General features: G+C 47.0%; 14 protein-coding genes. 8 read left to right on the plus strand and 6 right to left on the minus strand.

Going from position 1 to position 16,251, the window contains the following annotated elements:
* Positions 1–42: 42 nt before the first annotated feature.
* Genes AC1XTG_RS14435 through AC1XTG_RS14450 form a run of 4 tightly spaced genes read right to left on the minus strand, consistent with a single transcriptional unit; the run spans position 43 to position 4,754 of the window.
* Positions 43–1,173: an aminotransferase class I/II-fold pyridoxal phosphate-dependent enzyme gene (locus AC1XTG_RS14435; protein ID WP_484842458.1), complete on the minus strand. Its 1,131-nt coding sequence runs from the start codon at positions 1,171–1,173 to the stop codon at positions 43–45.
* Between the two features lie 8 nt (positions 1,174–1,181).
* Positions 1,182–1,769, minus strand: a complete 588-nt coding sequence (locus AC1XTG_RS14440) for an acetyltransferase (RefSeq protein ID WP_484842459.1) — start codon at positions 1,767–1,769, stop codon at positions 1,182–1,184.
* 1 nt (position 1,770) lies between these two features.
* Entirely contained in the window at positions 1,771–2,334 is a 564-nt protein-coding gene (locus tag AC1XTG_RS14445) for a sugar transferase (RefSeq protein WP_484842460.1), read from the minus strand.
* 11 nt (positions 2,335–2,345) lie between these two features.
* Positions 2,346–4,754, minus strand: a complete 2,409-nt coding sequence (locus AC1XTG_RS14450; RefSeq protein ID WP_484842461.1) for an alpha-ketoacid dehydrogenase subunit alpha/beta — start codon at positions 4,752–4,754, stop codon at positions 2,346–2,348.
* Between the two features lie 203 nt (positions 4,755–4,957).
* Between AC1XTG_RS14450 and AC1XTG_RS14455 the strand changes: the two genes are divergently transcribed.
* Complete coding sequence (locus AC1XTG_RS14455; protein ID WP_031528390.1) at positions 4,958–5,356, plus strand: DUF1573 domain-containing protein; 399 nt, start codon at positions 4,958–4,960, stop codon at positions 5,354–5,356.
* An 88-nt stretch (positions 5,357–5,444) separates the two neighbouring features.
* Here the strand turns inward: AC1XTG_RS14455 and AC1XTG_RS14460 are convergent, their stop codons facing one another.
* Positions 5,445–8,357: a putative LPS assembly protein LptD gene (locus AC1XTG_RS14460; RefSeq protein ID WP_484842462.1), complete on the minus strand. Its 2,913-nt coding sequence runs from the start codon at positions 8,355–8,357 to the stop codon at positions 5,445–5,447.
* A gap of 75 nt (positions 8,358–8,432) precedes the next feature.
* Between AC1XTG_RS14460 and AC1XTG_RS14465 the strand changes: the two genes are divergently transcribed.
* The 4 genes from AC1XTG_RS14465 to AC1XTG_RS14480 all read left to right on the plus strand — a co-directional run bounded on the left by AC1XTG_RS14465 (position 8,433) and on the right by AC1XTG_RS14480 (position 12,948).
* Positions 8,433–9,227, plus strand: coding sequence for an N-acetylmuramoyl-L-alanine amidase family protein (locus AC1XTG_RS14465; RefSeq protein WP_484842463.1), 795 nt, complete (start codon positions 8,433–8,435; stop codon positions 9,225–9,227).
* A gap of 132 nt (positions 9,228–9,359) precedes the next feature.
* Positions 9,360–10,325 (plus strand): MlaD family protein, encoded by a 966-nt coding sequence (locus AC1XTG_RS14470; protein WP_056291049.1) that lies wholly within the window; start codon positions 9,360–9,362, stop codon positions 10,323–10,325.
* Positions 10,326–10,413: 88 nt separating this feature from the next.
* A complete protein-coding gene (locus AC1XTG_RS14475) occupies positions 10,414–12,027 on the plus strand; it encodes an acyl-CoA carboxylase subunit beta (RefSeq protein ID WP_484842464.1) in 1,614 nt (537 codons plus the stop codon).
* 42 nt (positions 12,028–12,069) lie between these two features.
* Complete coding sequence (locus tag AC1XTG_RS14480) at positions 12,070–12,948, plus strand: NAD(P)-dependent oxidoreductase (RefSeq protein WP_484842465.1); 879 nt, start codon at positions 12,070–12,072, stop codon at positions 12,946–12,948.
* A gap of 67 nt (positions 12,949–13,015) precedes the next feature.
* On the opposite strand, the gene AC1XTG_RS14485 is transcribed toward AC1XTG_RS14480, so the two are convergent.
* On the minus strand, positions 13,016–13,300 hold the full coding sequence (locus AC1XTG_RS14485; RefSeq protein ID WP_484842466.1) for a hypothetical protein: 285 nt from the start codon (positions 13,298–13,300) through the stop codon (positions 13,016–13,018).
* 96 nt (positions 13,301–13,396) lie between these two features.
* On the opposite strand from AC1XTG_RS14485, the gene AC1XTG_RS14490 reads away from it, so the two are divergent.
* The 3 genes from AC1XTG_RS14490 to AC1XTG_RS14500 all read left to right on the plus strand — a co-directional run bounded on the left by AC1XTG_RS14490 (position 13,397) and on the right by AC1XTG_RS14500 (position 15,942).
* Positions 13,397–15,337, plus strand: coding sequence for an SGNH/GDSL hydrolase family protein (locus tag AC1XTG_RS14490; RefSeq protein WP_484842467.1), 1,941 nt, complete (start codon positions 13,397–13,399; stop codon positions 15,335–15,337).
* A gap of 45 nt (positions 15,338–15,382) precedes the next feature.
* The gene (locus tag AC1XTG_RS14495; protein WP_056291057.1) at positions 15,383–15,646 is read left to right on the plus strand and encodes a DUF4160 domain-containing protein; all 264 of its coding nucleotides are present in this window, start codon (positions 15,383–15,385) and stop codon (positions 15,644–15,646) included.
* A 71-nt stretch (positions 15,647–15,717) separates the two neighbouring features.
* Positions 15,718–15,942 (plus strand): hypothetical protein, encoded by a 225-nt coding sequence (locus tag AC1XTG_RS14500; protein WP_484842468.1) that lies wholly within the window; start codon positions 15,718–15,720, stop codon positions 15,940–15,942.
* Positions 15,943–16,251 lie beyond the last annotated feature (309 nt).

Consider the following 16,251-nt stretch of genomic DNA (forward strand, 5'->3'; position numbering starts at 1 on the left):
GGAAGTTTTCAAAAGAGCTGCCGGAAATCTCCAGCAGCTCTTTTACATTCCGGCAAGCTTGGTAACGCCGTCACATATCTCGCGAATTTCGTATTCTGTCAAATTCGAACCGGAGGGGAAGCAAATCCCGTTTGTGAAAATACCCTCTGCCACATTGCCTCCGAAATATTGCGCGTCTTTGTACAGGGGCTGCAGATGCATCGGTTTCCAGACTTGTCTTGCTTCAATGCCATTTCCAGCCAAATGTAACCTGATCCGATCTGGATTCAGCTTTGACTTTTCAGGGTTAAACAGGAAAGTGGAAAGCCAACGGTTTGAAAACATTGCGTCTGCTTCTTTCTGAAATGAGATACCCGGAATTGTTTGAAGCGCATTTAAGTAGCATTCAAAATTCCTGCGCCGCCCTGCGACACGCTCATCCAGTACTTTCAACTGACCAAGCCCGATTGCGGCGCACACATTGCTCATCCTGTAATTATATCCTAACTCCGAATGCTGAAAATAGGGCGCCGGGTCTTTGGCCTGACTTGCCAGAAACCTTACCTTTTGCGCTTGATCTGCATTGTCTGTAAACAATGCCCCTCCTGCAGAAGTCGTGATGATTTTATTGCCGTTAAAAGAAGCAACTCCCATTTGCCCGAATGAACCCAAATGCTTTTGCTGGTAGGTAGAACCCATTGCTTCTGCCGCATCTTCAATCAAAACAATCCCATACCTGTCACATAGATCTGCTACTTCTTTCAATTGGCAAGGCATTCCATAAAGATGTACGCAAACCAGTGCTTTGGGCTTTTTATGCGTATTTAAACCGCTCTTGATGGCGGTTTCAAGCACATCAGGACAAATGTTCCAGGTTTGTGGCTCGCTATCGATAAAGACCGGCGTCGCGCCGAGATAAAGAATCGGATTGGCCGAGGCTGCAAAAGTGAGTGACTGGCAAAGTACGATATCTCCTTTTTGCACACCAGCAACCGCGAGTGACAGATGGATTGCAGCTGTGCCCGAAGAAAGCGCGACCGCATTCGTACTGCCTGTATAAGCACAGAGCTGCGATTCAAACTGGTCCAGGTGCGGGCCAACGGGCGCAATCCAGTTGCTCTCGAAAGCTACCTGAATGTACCTGAGTTCGGCGCCTCCCATGTGCGGAGGCGACAGCCAGATTTTGTATTTCATGTGTGTGTTTAAAATGTAAGTTTCCGTGCAGGGTTTCCGACAACGGTTGTATCATCAGGAATGTCTTTCGTGACGACGCATCCCGCACCTACAATGCAGTTTGCGCCGATAGTGATATTTGGTAAAACAATGCAGCCTGCTCCCAGCAACGTATTTTCTCCGACCCGCACATTCCCGCAAAGCGTAGCTCGTGGCGCGACATGCACGAAGTTTCCAAGCTGGCATTCGTGCTCTATGATAGCGCCGGTATTTACGATAACGTGGTCCCCAACTTGCGTTTCCGCCTGAATAACAGCAAGGTGGAAGACCATCGAGCCTGCGCCTAGGTTTGCATCAGCGCCTATCCATGCGGTTTGATGAATCAACTTTCCAAATGGATGCTGTACCTTCTGTGCTACAATCCGCCTTGCCTGATTATCACCGATCGTAATAAGAAGCGGCTTTCCGGCAAAGATTTTTGGGTCGTACTGTCCGACAGGGTGATGATGGAAGATAGATGAAAACTGATCGTCAAAAACAGCTTCAACTTCCACTCCTGCCTCCAGAAGCATTTGAAACACAACCTTGGCGTGGCCGCCGGCTCCATATAGCAGCATCTTAGTTTCCTATAAATTCTTCCACAGAACTTTCCGCTAAATCCACCTGCTTCCGATCAAGCATCTTTGAAAATGTCTGCCGAAGAATTTGCACGTCCAGCCTGAGGGAAACATTTTCAGTGTACCAGACATCGTATTCGAACTTCTCCTGCCAGCTGATTGCGTTGCGCCCATTTACCTGCGCGAGCCCGGTTATACCCGGCAAAACAGAATGCCGCCGGTTTTGAAATGCATTATACAGCGGGAGATAGCTAGCAAGTAGCGGCCGGGGGCCGACGATACTCATTTCGCCGCGGAGCACATTCCAGAGCTGCGGGATTTCGTCAATGGAAGTTTTTCTAAGTACGCGACCAATGCGGGTGGGAGTGCCGTCACGCATTGTACGGAATTTGATTATTGTAAAAAGCACTCCATTCAGTCCTGGTCTTTGCTGTAAGAAAAGTGGCTTACCTCGTGAATCAATGCAAACAATAAGCAGTACCCAAACAAAAAGCGGCCACAGGAGGAAAATCCCTGTCGCCGCAATTGTGATATCTAAAATTCTTTTTCCTGATTTTTGATACATGCAATCAAACGCTAAAACAGTTCCGGATAAATCTCGGGCTCTGCTTCGCGCATGATTTGATAAACAGTTTCAAATATATCGTCCATATTAGGTTTGGAAAAATAGTCGCCGTCTGACCCGTAAGGCGGGCGGTGGTCTTTAGCAGAAATCGTCACCGGCGCTGAATCCAGCCAGCGGTAAGCGTTCTGTTTTTCCAAAACCTGCTGCATCATGTAACCTGACGCGCTACCTGGCAAATCTTCATCAGCGAAGATCACCCTGTTCGTTTTTTTAATGGATTCTACAATGCTGCTGTTAATATCAAATGGTAAAAGTGTCTGCACGTCGATTACTTCAACTTCAATGCCTGCACTTTGCAATTGAGAAGCGGCCTCCATTACTATACGACACATTGAGCCGTAGGTCACAATTGTAATATCCTTTCCTTCCTTTAAAATTTCGGGTTGTCCCAGCGGAATGCAGATTTCACCGATGTTATCTGGTAAAATTTCTTTCTGACGATAAGAATTAAGTGGTTCTACGATTAATCCCGGATCATCACCACGCAATAATGTATTGTAAAAACCAGCTGCCTGTACAAAATTCCTCGGTACAATCACGTGCAAACCTCGCAAGCTGCTGAGCATCGTGCCCATAGGCGAACCCGAATGCCAGATTCCTTCCAGCCGGTGCCCCCGGGTTCTGATAATCAACGGGGCTTTCTGCCCGCCGGCCGTGCGATAACGCAATGAAGCGAGGTCGTCGGTTAATGTAGCGAGTGCGTAGTAGATGTAGTCAAAATACTGGATTTCAACAATCGGCCGCAAGCCGCGCATCGCCATTCCTATTCCCTGGCCGATGATCGTCGTTTCGCGGATACCTGTGTCTGTTATACGTAACGCGCCGAATTTTTCCTGTAAGCCTGCAAATCCCTGATTCACGTCACCGATCATCCCGATATCTTCTCCCAGTGCAACTACCTTTTCATTTTTCTCGAAAGTTGCATTGAAAAAGGTACGTATCACCTCGCGCCCGTCCACCACCGGACTGTCTTCTGTAAACGCCGGTGCTACCGGTTGTACATGTAAAGGAGATTCCGAAGTTTCACTGTAAAGGTGCGTATTGAACCGCGCCTGGTTTTCCTGAATGCTGTTTTTCAGGGAATCTTTCAGCGCCGTTTTAAAAGGATTATCTTCTTTTCCGATGATCCGGAGCACTTTTCGGACGCTGGCGATCATATCCCGGCGCACAGGCAGGTAAGTGCGCGACAGCTCGTTGACCACATTGCTGAGCTCCGTAGTAAACCGGCTCTCGCGTCCCGCATTCTGGATCAGCTGAATGGTTTCCAGGTATTCTTTGTCAAGGTCTTTCCGGTAAGCCTGCCACGCTTTATTCCGTGACTGAGAAGCTGTCTCTTTTGCCTCGGCTTCAATCTGCTCCAGTTCTTCATCCGTTGCATAGCCGTTTTTGAGGATCCAATCGCGAAAACGCAGGTTGCAGTCGCGTTCATTTTCCCAATGCAGCCTTTGCTTGGACTTATACCGCTCGTGAGAGCCAGAAGTAGAGTGGCCTTGTGGCTGGGTCAGTTCAGTAACATGTACCAAAACCGGCACGTGCTCGGTCCGGCAGATATTCGCGGCTTTCTCGTAGGTTTCAATCAAAGCTGGGTAATCCCAGCCATTTACGGTCAGGATTTCGATTCCTGGCTCATCTTCATTCCGCTGTAAACCTGCAAGTGCTTTGGAAATACTGCCTTTTGTAGTCTGATATTCAATGGGTACAGAAATTCCGTAACCATCATCCCACACAGAAGTGAGCAATGGAACTTGCAGTACTCCGGCCGCATTCATGGCTTCCCAGAACATGCCCTGAGAAGTAGAAGCATCGCCAATAGTTGCGTACGCGATTTCATTTCCCTGCCGTGAGAACCTGGTCAGGTTATGCAGCTGTTTATTCGATTTAAATAATTTGGAAGCGTAAGCAAGGCCCACAGCGCGAGGCATTTGTCCGGCCGTGGAAGAAATATCACAAACAGAATTGTAGAGCTTTGTCTGGTCGAGCCACTGCCCGTTTTCATCCAGCCAGCGTGTTGAAAAGTGGCCGTTCATCGACCTTCCACCTGTATTAGGTTCGTGTTCGAGGTCTGCGTGCGCGTACATTTGCGCAAAAAATTGCTGCCAGGTCAGGTTACCTACTGCTGCTTCGATCGTCTGGTCCCTGTAATAGCCGGACCTGAAATCTCCTGGCCTGAAAGTGCGCGCGAGCGCAATCTGGGCTACCTCTTTACCGTCTCCGAAAATGCCAAATTTAGACCGCCCGCCCATAGTATCCTTTCTGCCCAGCAAACTTACCTGGCGACTCTCACATGCAAGACGGTAGTCACTGATAATGTTTTCTTTACTTAAAATACCGGCACCAGTCAAACTATCATTTTGAAGCATAAGCAAAATTTTCGGGTATGAATCCGTAGTTAAATTACGTTTTTTTGAATGCAAGCCAAAATTATGTGTCAAAATAATAATCGCCTCAGGCACGATCAATCAATGCCTTCTGTTAATATTGGTTAACGATTATTAAATTTAATTTTTAAACATTAATCTTGTTTGCTAAATAGTTTTTCACCACTTAATGTATAGTCAAAGTTATGAAAGTATTTTTTTCAGCGCTGGTTCTATTGGTAGGCCTAAGTACCGTTAGTTTTGCTCAGAAAGGTGTTTTGAAATTCAAAGAGGAAACGCACAAGTTTGGTAAAGTACCTCAGGGAACACCAGTTACTCACGAGTTCGTCTTTACAAACACGGGCAGTGATCCGGTGGTTCTATCCAATGTGACTGTGTCTTGCGGATGTACTACTCCGGTTTGGTCAAAAGAGCCGGTACTACCAGGAAAAACAGGATCTGTAAAAGCTACCTTTAATGCAGCAGCAGCTGGTCCTTTCAATAAGCCTGTTACTGTTTTCAGTAACACAGAAGGTGGTTCAATTACTTTATACCTGAATGGTGAAGTTGTTCCGAAATCGGCAGCTAAACCTTCTTCCAAGTAATCAGGCCAGAAGATCTTTTCGAGGGCTGCCTTTCAGGCGGCCCTTTTTTGTGCCCAATGCAAACTTCAAAGGGAAGCCAAATTGCCAATTAGTAAGCTGATCTGTCGTAGAATGAGCGGCGGCGGGTCACTTTCAAATCCTGCAGAATAGCTGATTTCACTTTCAATGTGAAGCTGTAATTGCTCATACGCGCCGCGCTACCGGCAAAGGGGGTCCAGCTGAAACTCATATCCCAGCAATGCAAATCCCTGTAAAGCGTAAGTTGTGTAATAGTGGGGGAGAATGCGACAAAGTCAAAACCACTGCTCACGCTGACCTTGAAGTTCTTGGACAAGCTCAGGTCGCCCGTCGCTTGTACCGCCTGGATTAGCGTTGCCCGCGATAAGCCCGGCTTAGTCAGACCAAAGTTATAGTTAAGAGAAAGCGTCCAGGGTACATTAAAATCCACGTATAGCTCCGGATTTTGAGCGATGAACTCGCGCTGCTCTTCTGTGGCGGTACTAGCAGGATCGGTAGTGGGGCCATTTACTACGGGCTTTTTGGTTTTGTCAGAACCTTTCGGCGCGAAGCTGGTACCCAATGTAAATCCGAGGTTTTGAAGATTGGCCAAACCTTGCCCCTGCGTAATCGCGTATTTATTCACCTTATATCCAACCTGATTGGTCAGAATGTTCGGATTGGCCTCGTACGCGTAGGGATCGAGGTTCATATTAAAGTTCAGGTTCAGATTACGCCCGATCCTTGCATTGGCATTGACTGTAATATTGGACAGGTTCAATGAATCGGCCAGGAGGTTATAGCTTCCACCCAAACTTAAATTGTCGAGTAAGGACACCTTCTCAAACTGTTGCGCAGCCGTGTCACTCTTTGACTTGAGTTTCATCTCAAAAGAGTTGTTCAAGCTGAATGAAACGACGCTGCTGGCGCGCCCGTTACCGATGTTCTGCCCGATTCCCCTGAACCTCGAAAGTGAATATTCTTTTATCTCCCCCTCTCTGTCCCGCACATTGATTTTTTGATAAAAACCAAAAGCGTCACCAGTGAAGTCTGGCGTATAAGTGAATGAAAGCGAAGGTATAACTGTGTGCCGGATCGCTTCCAGGCGCCGCCCCCGGATAAAGAATGTGCCGTAGAAACGGGTGTTAATACCCGCCCCGAAATTATAAGAATACTCAGTGCCAGCCTGCTTCAGTGTATCTATGCGCACCTTGTTTGTTAGCGTATCGACCGAATAGGCATATTGTTTTGTGAAAACTTCACCTTGCAGCGAAAGGCTCGGTGTTACGTTCACAAAACGCAATACCTTGAAGTTGGGCAGCGAAATAGGCAGGCTGTACCGGCCTGTAAACTGCGCATCTTTCAACATATCTGGTAATGTACTCAGATTGAATGGTACCACCTTCGTTACACCTACGCGGGTGGTGTCAACCGTATTGGAGATCTGAAAACCAAGCCGGGCGGAAGAAGTATCAATTGCAGTCAGCGAGTTCGTCAACGCGTAGTTTCCGCTGAAATCCAGACCCAGGCGGAAGCTTTCGTACCAGCGACCACGCCCACCTTTTAATGCAAACGGGGCAATTTGGTTGATGCCAAAGCTGAAATCGGTGGAAACGTTCGTCTTTCCGTTCTCGCGTCTTTGTGTCTGAGGGTTGATCTGACCGAAGTTTTGATTCACACGCAAGCTGGCCGCCGCTCTCGCATACTGCCCGAAAGTACGGTTATACTGTACCGATGAGCTCGCCACATTGGATGTATATCTTTCTGTATCAAACGCCTGTAATTGGTTATAGCTGTTACTACTCACATTCACATTCGCAGAGAATTGCGAATTCCCTCTCGGCTTGGGAGAATGCGACCATACCACACTGAAATCGTTTGTTACGCCCCGACCAAGAAGTCTGTCTATTTCATCACTTGGCTTATTTTTATTAAACCTAAATGAAAAGTTACCGCTGTACTGGTAGCGTTTGATGTATGTGGAAGCTACGCCCAGCCCCCAGCTTCCGGAAGAATAGATCTGCCCGGTCACAATTGCATTTACATATTCATTGATTGCAAAATAGTAGCCGCCTTCACGAAGGTAAAATCCGCGCCCGTTCGGCTCTTCGCCGTAAGTAGGGACAATGATCCCGCTTGTACCACTTTCTTTTTTCTTTGGAAACGGGAAAAAACCAAAAGGCAGCGCAATGGGCAATGGAACGTCGCTGATGACCAGGTTGAATGGCCCTGATATCACCTGCTTTTTGTTTACCATCTTGATTTTCGGCGCATTGATAAAGTAATGCGGGTGGGTGAGGTTACAGGTGGTGTAAATGGAGTGACGAATGTAAAAGTTACCCTCAGCGTCCTTTTTAACCTTTTCCCCGCGGATATTACCGTCACCTTCCTGCGTCACAATCCCCTGGATCAGCGCTTTCTGTGATTTGAAGTTGTACCTGATCTCCTTTGTATTGTAAGTCTCGGGCCCATCCTGAAAGATAGGCTCGCCTGCCATTTTCTTGGCCGTGGAATCGTAGGTGCCTATTGCATATACTTCATTGGTAACCCAGTTGAGCCGGATGTAATTGGCTTTCAGGTTGATCGTCCCGTAATTTACCTCCGCGCTTCCATACAAATGCACCTGTTTGAGGACCGCATCCATAATGGTGGAATCTACCGCGCTGTATTCAACGGTGTTTTGTAAATCGTCAGGATTTGAAATAGTATCGGCAGCAACAGAGTCGGCCTGCGTGGAGTCGGCAAGATTGACGCGCAAAGAATCTGCGGCCGTAACTAGCTGGGACGTACGAGGCTTACCGGTACCTGAAGAGTCAGTACCGGCTTTTTGTTTATCGGTAAGAAGAGGATCGGTTGATTGCTTTTCAGAAGATGAAACATTCTGCTTACTCTGTTTTTTCCCGGACCCCTTGGAGCGTTGCTGCACACAGGCTAAAGTGCTGAACAGGAGAAACGCCGCAACCACTGACGATATAATAATCGCCTTTCTTTTCAGTTTTAACAAATAGAGTATTTTTGCATAACGATTTTCAAAATTAGCAGAGAAACCTCGAACGAGTAACGCCCCAATTAAAAAATAATGTTAAAAGTTCTTAAATCAGTAATTGCTACAAGTTTCCTGCTGGCAAGTCTTGCTTTCGTATTTCAACAGGAACCTGCGGCTTCCAAATCAAGTAGAGTAAATACAGTGGTGATTGATGCGGGTCACGGAGGAAAAGACCCGGGAACAAGAGGACGTAACACGAAGGAGAAAGATGTTGCATTGAGCGTCGCGCTGGAACTGGGCCGGAAGATCAAGGATGCAACGCCGGATGTGAAAGTACTCTACACCAGGTCCACTGACGTTTTTATCGAATTGGGCGAACGTTCTGCATTTGCCAACCGCAACAACGCCGATCTTTTTATCTCCATTCACTGCAATGCAACCCCACGGTCCAAAACAGTCCATGGTACCGAAACCTTCGTAATGGGTTTGCACAAAACAGAAGGTAACCTCGAAGTAGCGAAGAGGGAGAACTCGGTAATTTTGCAGGAAACCAACTACAAACAGAAATACAAGGGTTTTGACCCTAACTCTCCGCTAGCCCATATTATGCTGGCCAACTACCAGAGTGCGTTCATTTCCAGCAGCTTGCGGCTTGCCGACCTGATCGAGAAAAAATTCCAGTCTGTATCTGACCGCGAAAGCCGGGGAGTTAAGCAGGCCGGATTTCTTGTTTTGTGGCGCTGCGCTATGCCCAGTGTGCTGATCGAAACAGGCTTTTTGTCCTCACCCGATGAAGAGGATTACCTCAGCTCGAAGGACGGACAAGAGGAAGTAGCCGAGTCGATCCACCAGGCATTTATGGCGTATAAAAAAGATATGGACCGTTAAGTAACCGGCTCGCCGATGTTTTGAATTGTCAAAACAATTTTTGATAATTTGATGTTTGACCTTTAAGCAACCGATTTAAACTTAGTACTGCCCATACCTGCCCGCTGATTGATGCAGGAAATTATTTAGTCCATGAAATTATCAAGAGAAGCAAAAGTTGGAATAATGGCAATTGCCGCAATGGTGATGCTGTATTTCGGCTTCCATATCCTCAAAGGTTCCGACGTTTTCTCAAGAACCAAGCAGTATTATGTGATTTATGACAATATCGATGGCCTCACGGCCTCTAACCCGGTGCTCCTCAATGGACTGAATATTGGTCGGGTGCGGGAGATCAGGTTGTTGCAGGACCGTCAAAATCAACTGCTGGTTTCACTGGATATTCAAAAAGGCATTGACGTCCCGGGTGGAAGTGCTGCCATTCTCGCGGACGGCGGTTTGCTTGGTGGGAAAGTAATCCATTTGTCAGCTGGTACCGGAGCTCCAATGCAGGATGGGGACACGCTTCTGGCCAAAAAGGAGGCAGGTATTACAACCGTTTTGCAGCAACAGGCATTGCCGCTTGTAACCCACGCCGACTCGCTGATCAAAAACCTGAACCAGGTAGTGGCGGGTTTTGAAGAAACGGGACTTATCTTAAATCAGGTACTTAAAAACTACAATCAGACAGGCAGCAGCCTGCAGGGATTGTTAACTGAAAACCGCACCAATCTGCTCGCACTTACTTCCAATCTCAATAAGCTTTCAACTTCCCTGGTAGAAACTGAAAAGGAGATCAAGCCGCTTCTGACCAAAACGGGCACGTTGGCCGATTCCCTGAATGCATTGCAGCTTGGAGAAACAGTCCGCAATGCAAACCGCACGATCGGCGAGCTGCATAACCTGCTCGCAAGTGTGGAATCCGGAAAAGGTACCGCGGGTAAGCTGATCAAGGACGAAACACTTTACACAAATATCGACAGGACGATCGTGAGCCTTAACAAGTTGCTGACCAACCTGAGAGAACATCCGAAACGATATATCAACATTTCGGTTTTTGGCAAAAAAGACAAAGGCCCGTCTGAATCGCCGCTGGATACCGCGACGGTGATCAAATAGAAAAGTATTTCTCAATAAGTGTGAAAGTCGTTTGCTTGCGGGTAAACGACTTTTTATTTTGTGAAACAATCCACACTTGATCTGCCTTATGACTACACAGGAAAGTCTCCCGCAACTGCTGCAAATACTCCATCAGAAATATGATCAGGTAAAACTGGGCGGCGGAATCAAGAAGATCGAAGCGCAGCATAAAAAAGGAAAGCTCACTGCCCGCGAAAGGATTGATTATCTTACTGATCCGGGATCACAATTCGTGGAGATTGGCGCATTCGTAGCAGATAATATGTACGCCGAAGAAGGCGGCTGCCCCTCGGGCGGCGTGGTGACAGGGATTGGGATAGTCTCAGGAAAGCAATGCATGATCGTAGCCAACGACGCGACTGTCAAAGCAGGCGCATGGTTCCCGATTGCAGCCAAGAAAAACCTGCGTGCACAGGAAATTGCGATGGAAAACCGCTTACCTGTGATTTATCTGGTAGATAGCGCCGGCGTTTATCTTCCTATGCAGGCAGAGGTATTTGCTGATAAAGAGCATTTCGGCCGGATTTTCAGGAACAATGCCCAAATGTCTGCAATGGGAATTGTACAGCTCTCGGCGATTATGGGAAGCTGTGTCGCAGGCGGCGCGTACCTGCCGATTATGTCCGACGAAGCCTTTATTGTGGAGGGTACCGGGTCTGTTTTTCTGGCAGGGCCCTATCTTGTAAAATCATCCATTGGGGAAGATGTAGATGCCGAAGTACTTGGCGGTGCAGCCATGCATTGCGAGATCTCCGGAGTAACTGACAACAAATTTCCAGACGATAAATCGTGCCTGGACGCAATCCGGCGGCATATTGATAAGATCGGAAGGCCACTCTCGGCCGGATTTGACCGGAAGCCTGCAATAGTTCCCGAACGCAACCCCGAAGAAATATACAACCTGCTTCCTGTCGACAGGCTGAAACCGTACGATGTACTTCCTATTCTGGAATGTATCGTGGACGGCTCCGAGCTGGACGAATACAAACCGGATTACGGCAAGACATTGATCTGCGCTTACGCCCGGGTCGACGGCTGGGCAGTGGGGATAGTGGCCAATCAGCGGAGAATGGTGAAGTCAGGAAAGGGTGAAATGCAAATGGGCGGCGTCATCTACGGAGAGTCTGCCGACAAGGCGGCGCGGTTTATCATGAACTGCAACCAGAAAAAAATCCCGCTGATCTTCTTCCACGACGTAACCGGATTCATGGTAGGCAGCCGGGCTGAGCAGGGTGGTATCATCAAAGACGGGGCCAAAATGGTAAATGCGGTAGCCAATTCAGTAGTGCCGAAGTTTACCTTCATTATCGGTAACTCTTATGGCGCGGGAAATTATGCAATGTGTGGAAAGGCTTATGATCCCCGACTGATTTTTGCGTGGCCAACAGCACAAATAGCCGTTATGAGTGGCGCTACTGCGGCCAAAACATTGTTACAGGTGCAAACAGCCACATTAAAAGCAAAAGGAGAAGTGATCACACCTGAGCAGGAAGAGAAATTGCTTCGGGAAATCACCGATCGCTACAACGAGGAGCTGTCTCCCTACTATGCTGCCGCGCGGCTTTGGGTTGACGGAATTATAGATCCTGTGCAGACGAGGACAATCATTTCAGCAGGGATACAGGCCGCCGACCAGGCGCCGATCGAAAAACCCTTCAATGTTGGAATTATGCAGGTTTAAATCGCATTCATTAAGTATTCATATCCACATTTCAATTGTATTATGGCTGAACAAATTGCATTTCTTGGTCTTGGTAACCTGGGAGCACCAATAGCAGAAAGATTGATGGATTCGGGTTTTGAGCTGACAGTCTGGAACCGAACCAGCTCGAAAGCAGAGCCACTCGCCAAATCGGGAGCGAAAGTGGCAGATAGCCCGGTAGAAGCGATTCTTCCCGGCGGAATTGTATTTTCTGTACTTGCAGATGACAATGCGGTGGAAACGACATTTTCTGAGGAGCTGCTGGCAAAGTTGGGCGAAGGTGCACTGCATGTTTCGATGAGTACGATCTCACCCGATTGTTCGCGGAAACTGGCCGAGACACACAAAAGGCACGGTGTAAGCTACGTAGCGGCACCGATTTTCGCGCGTCCTGATGCGGTACGTTCAGGAATGGGCAATATTGTAATCTCGGGAGAAGCTTCGGCGCGGGAGCGGGTGAAACCTTTGGTGCAAAACTTTGTAAAAGGTGTTTTCGACTTCGGGGATGATCCGGGCGCCGCTAACGTGATCAAGCTTTGCGGAAACTTCATGATTGCTGCAAGCCTTGAAATGATGGCAGAAGCATTTACACTGGCTGAAAAAAGCGGCATTCCGCGCCAGAACATCTATGAAATGCTCACATCCACCTTGTTTGCCGCACCGATTTTTCAAAATTATGGTAAGATGGTGGCACAGCATACCTACGAGCCGGTACTGTTCAGTCTTCCACTTGGCTTGAAAGATATTAACCTTACGTTACAGGCTTCGGCCAAGGTAAATGCACCCATGCCGCTCGCTGATCTGGTCAAAAACCGTTTTGTATCCGCATTGGCGAAAGACCGGTCTAAACTGGATTGGGTAGCTCTGGCAAAAGGCGCTTCCGACGATGCCGGACTTTAACGAAATACGCTTTAAGACAAAAAAAGCTGCTCAATGCAGCTTTTTTTGTCTTAAAGGAAGTATGAGATTACTCTCTGATTTCCATTAACATCTCATCAGTAATGTTGTTTTTCTCTTTGAAATTCGAAACGGTTTCCGTGAAAGAATTATGGAGTGTTTCCACATTTTCAAGGTTTTTGTAAGCACCGTCATAAATCTCGTTCAGTGATTTATCAAGGTCCTGAATGTTCAGGTTCATATTCTCTGTTTCAATCTGTCCGATCTTTTTAATAACGGCAGTTTCACTGTTTTTCAAATCTTCAATTTCACGGAGAATCTTCTCCATGGATTTAAACTTTTCGATCTTATCCATAAGTTCTTAGCTTGTTTTTAGAAACAGTACACTCAAATATCATACCATGGAGCCGGCGAATGCGGTAAATTCCGCGCGATCTCAACTTTATCGGTTATGGTAAAAAAATATGCAAAGTGGCTCTTTATAGGTGTTTTGACGCTTGCGACGCACATTATCGTCGCACAACAAGCCGAGAAAAGCACTTCCTGGAAAGGATTTGAAAAGGTAACAATCACATTTGAGAACCGCGAAGCCTGGTATGTAAAGCCGATTAAGGAAATACCGGGCAAACCGTGGGTTTGGCGGGCACATTTCCCCACCTGGCATACCGAAATGGATAGTATCCTGCTGTCGCGCGGGTTTCACATTGCTTATGTAAATACCAACGATCTCTTTGCTCATCCCAAAGCGATGCAGGTGTGGGATGCTTTTTACGATTACCTGGTCAAAGAAAAGCAGTTTGCTCCCAAAGTAGCATTGGAGGGAGTTAGCCGCGGAGGCTTGTATGTGTATGGTTGGGCAAAAAGGAACCCCGACAAGGTAAGCTGCATATACGCCGAGGCACCGGTATGTGATCCCAGAAGCTGGCCGGGAGGTAAAGGAAAAGGTGCCGGTTCGGAAAAGGATTGGGCTGAGTGGCTCAAACTCTTTGAAAAGAATGAGGAAGAAGCAGCCAAATTCACTGATATCCCATTAAATGATCTTGCCGGATTAGCGGCCTACAAAGTACCGGTAGTTCATGTGATTGGTTTAAACGACAAGCTGGTTCCTCCTTCCGAAAACAGCGATTTGCTTATCAAAAATTACCAGCAACTCGGCGGTCCTAGTGTCGTTTACCCGATGACACGCGGTGAGCAGACCCTGGAAGGGCACCATTTCCCAATCGAGCACCCCGAATTTTTCGCCAATTTCATCGAGCAAAATAGTGTTCCGGTAACAAAGCCGCTTTCGCATGAACCTTACATGGAGGTTAATGCGGGATTGGGAAATGCGTTTGAAAAATTTAAGACAACTAAAAAAGGTACCGTCGCGTTTCTAGGCGGCTCGATTACGCACAACCCCGGCTGGCGGAACAAGACCTCGCAATATCTGCAGGAACGTTTTCCCGACACTGAATTTACATTTATTACGGCAGGTATCCCGTCACTGGGAAGTACCCCGCACGCATTCCGGTTCAGCCGCGATGTTTTAGCCAAAGGTACCCCCGATCTGCTGTTCCTTGAATCGGCTGTCAATGATCGTGGAAATGGATTTAGTGAAAAAGCGCAGGTTCGTGCGCTGGAAGGGATTGTCAGACAAATGCATACTGCAAATCCCAAAGCAAATGTCGTGTTAATGGCTTTCGCGGAACCAATGAAAAACGCCGACTATGAGAAAGGGAAGGAGCCTAAGGAGGTGGCCGTGCATCAGCGCATTGCCAAATATTATGGCGCTTCATATATCAATCTTGCCAAAGAAGTTTACGACCGGATTAAAGCGGGAGAGTTTTCCTGGGAGTACGATTTCAAGGATTTACATCCGTCCCCATTTGGACAGGAGATCTATTTTCAGACTATAAAGGAGCTGTTAAAGAAGGATTTCGGCGCCGCAGAAGCAACGACCCAATTCCCAAATGCAATTGATAAATTCTCCTACGAAAAGGCAGGTTATCATTCCATCGAAGAAGCTAAAAACCTTAAAGGGTTTGCATTGGATCCAAGCTGGAAGCCGGCAACAAAACTGTCTACCCGCGAAGGTTTTGTGAATGTACCAATGCTTGTTGGCGAAACTGCAAATGCTTCATTCGAGCTTTCGTTTAAAGGTCGGGGAGTTGGGATCGCGATCATTTCGGGTCCGGATGCGGGAATTATTTCCTATTCTATCGACGGCAAGAAGCCGAAAACGATTGATTTGTTTACAAGGTGGAGTACGCAGCTGCATTTACCCTGGTACCTCATGCTAGACGACGAGTTATCTTCCGGCAAACACACGTTGAAACTGACAATATCTTCTGAAAAGAACAAAGAAAGCGCTGGTACCGCCTGCCGTATCGTGCATTTCCTGGTTGCGGAATAAAGGTTATTTTTGGGGAGTTGTTTTAACACACTATCCCCTGAACTTATGCCAGAGATCTCCCGTTTTTTCGGAATTGTAATTTTCATGTATTTCAAAGACCACCTGCCGCCGCATTTTCATGCGGAGTATGCCGGGCAGGAAGCGCAGTTCTCGATTGAGACAGGTAATGTAATAGCAGGAGATTTTCCTCGTAAACAAACTCGTCTCGTTCAGGCTTGGGTTGAACTTTATCGTGAAGAGTTGTATCTTAACTATTTCGAATCTCAGAAAGACGATGCTCGATTCAGGAAAATTAGACCGCTGCAATAATGAATCCCAGAGTTAAAAAAATTATTTCAGTCAAACCTTTCGTTATTACGGCTCTGTGGTCGGATAACCAAATGCGTATGATTGATTTTGGCGTTTTTCTTGCGGAGTACTTTCAGAAAGAGGATACTGTTTTCTTTAAAATCTTACAACCTGAAACATTCAGCAAAGCCAAGTCTGACGGAAGGACAATCTATTGGGAGAATGTGACTGAAATGCTGGATTATGATGGAAAGCCAATTCCGGCTCCACTCGACTTCGATCCTGATGTACTGTTCGACCTGTCGCAACTGGTTTGACGGTGTTTCAGTGTAGACTTTTTTGATTTGTTTTAGTCACGCAGGTTTGAAGGCGTCTTAATTTAATTAACGCTAAACTGGTAAAGTATGAGTCAAAAAACGATCTTAAATCCAGCCTGCATGCATTGATAGATGGTATCGACAATACCGCAGTTTTGCAGGCGTATCTTATTCTACTTTCTCGCGAGGCCAAATCGCAAGAAGATTTCTGGGAAGGTCTTGACGATAAAACAAAAGCAGCGATCGGGGAAGGATTATCCGATTTCGATTCTGGAAAACATTCTGATTTCTTTGATCATATGAAAGCTT

The organism is Dyadobacter sp. HNCC25DJ183 (assembly GCF_056895175.1).

Excerpts from the sequence above, each read along its gene's own strand:
- AC1XTG_RS14470 (WP_056291049.1), top strand. The coding sequence starts at position 9,360 with ATGAAATTATCAAGAGAAGCAAAAGTTGGAATAATGGCAATTGCCGCA.
- AC1XTG_RS14465 (WP_484842463.1), top strand. The coding sequence starts at position 8,433 with ATGTTAAAAGTTCTTAAATCAGTAATTGCTACAAGTTTCCTGCTGGCA.
- AC1XTG_RS14445 (WP_484842460.1), bottom strand. The coding sequence starts at position 2,334 with ATGTATCAAAAATCAGGAAAAAGAATTTTAGATATCACAATTGCGGCG.
- AC1XTG_RS14495 (WP_056291057.1), top strand. The coding sequence starts at position 15,383 with ATGCCAGAGATCTCCCGTTTTTTCGGAATTGTAATTTTCATGTATTTC.
- AC1XTG_RS14475 (WP_484842464.1), top strand. The coding sequence starts at position 10,414 with ATGACTACACAGGAAAGTCTCCCGCAACTGCTGCAAATACTCCATCAG.
- AC1XTG_RS14455 (WP_031528390.1), top strand. The coding sequence starts at position 4,958 with ATGAAAGTATTTTTTTCAGCGCTGGTTCTATTGGTAGGCCTAAGTACC.
- AC1XTG_RS14490 (WP_484842467.1), top strand. The coding sequence starts at position 13,397 with ATGGTAAAAAAATATGCAAAGTGGCTCTTTATAGGTGTTTTGACGCTT.
- AC1XTG_RS14500 (WP_484842468.1), top strand. The coding sequence starts at position 15,718 with ATGCGTATGATTGATTTTGGCGTTTTTCTTGCGGAGTACTTTCAGAAA.
- AC1XTG_RS14450 (WP_484842461.1), bottom strand. The coding sequence starts at position 4,754 with ATGCTTCAAAATGATAGTTTGACTGGTGCCGGTATTTTAAGTAAAGAA.
- AC1XTG_RS14480 (WP_484842465.1), top strand. The coding sequence starts at position 12,070 with ATGGCTGAACAAATTGCATTTCTTGGTCTTGGTAACCTGGGAGCACCA.
- AC1XTG_RS14485 (WP_484842466.1), bottom strand. The coding sequence starts at position 13,300 with ATGGATAAGATCGAAAAGTTTAAATCCATGGAGAAGATTCTCCGTGAA.
- AC1XTG_RS14435 (WP_484842458.1), bottom strand. The coding sequence starts at position 1,173 with ATGAAATACAAAATCTGGCTGTCGCCTCCGCACATGGGAGGCGCCGAA.
- AC1XTG_RS14440 (WP_484842459.1), bottom strand. The coding sequence starts at position 1,769 with ATGCTGCTATATGGAGCCGGCGGCCACGCCAAGGTTGTGTTTCAAATG.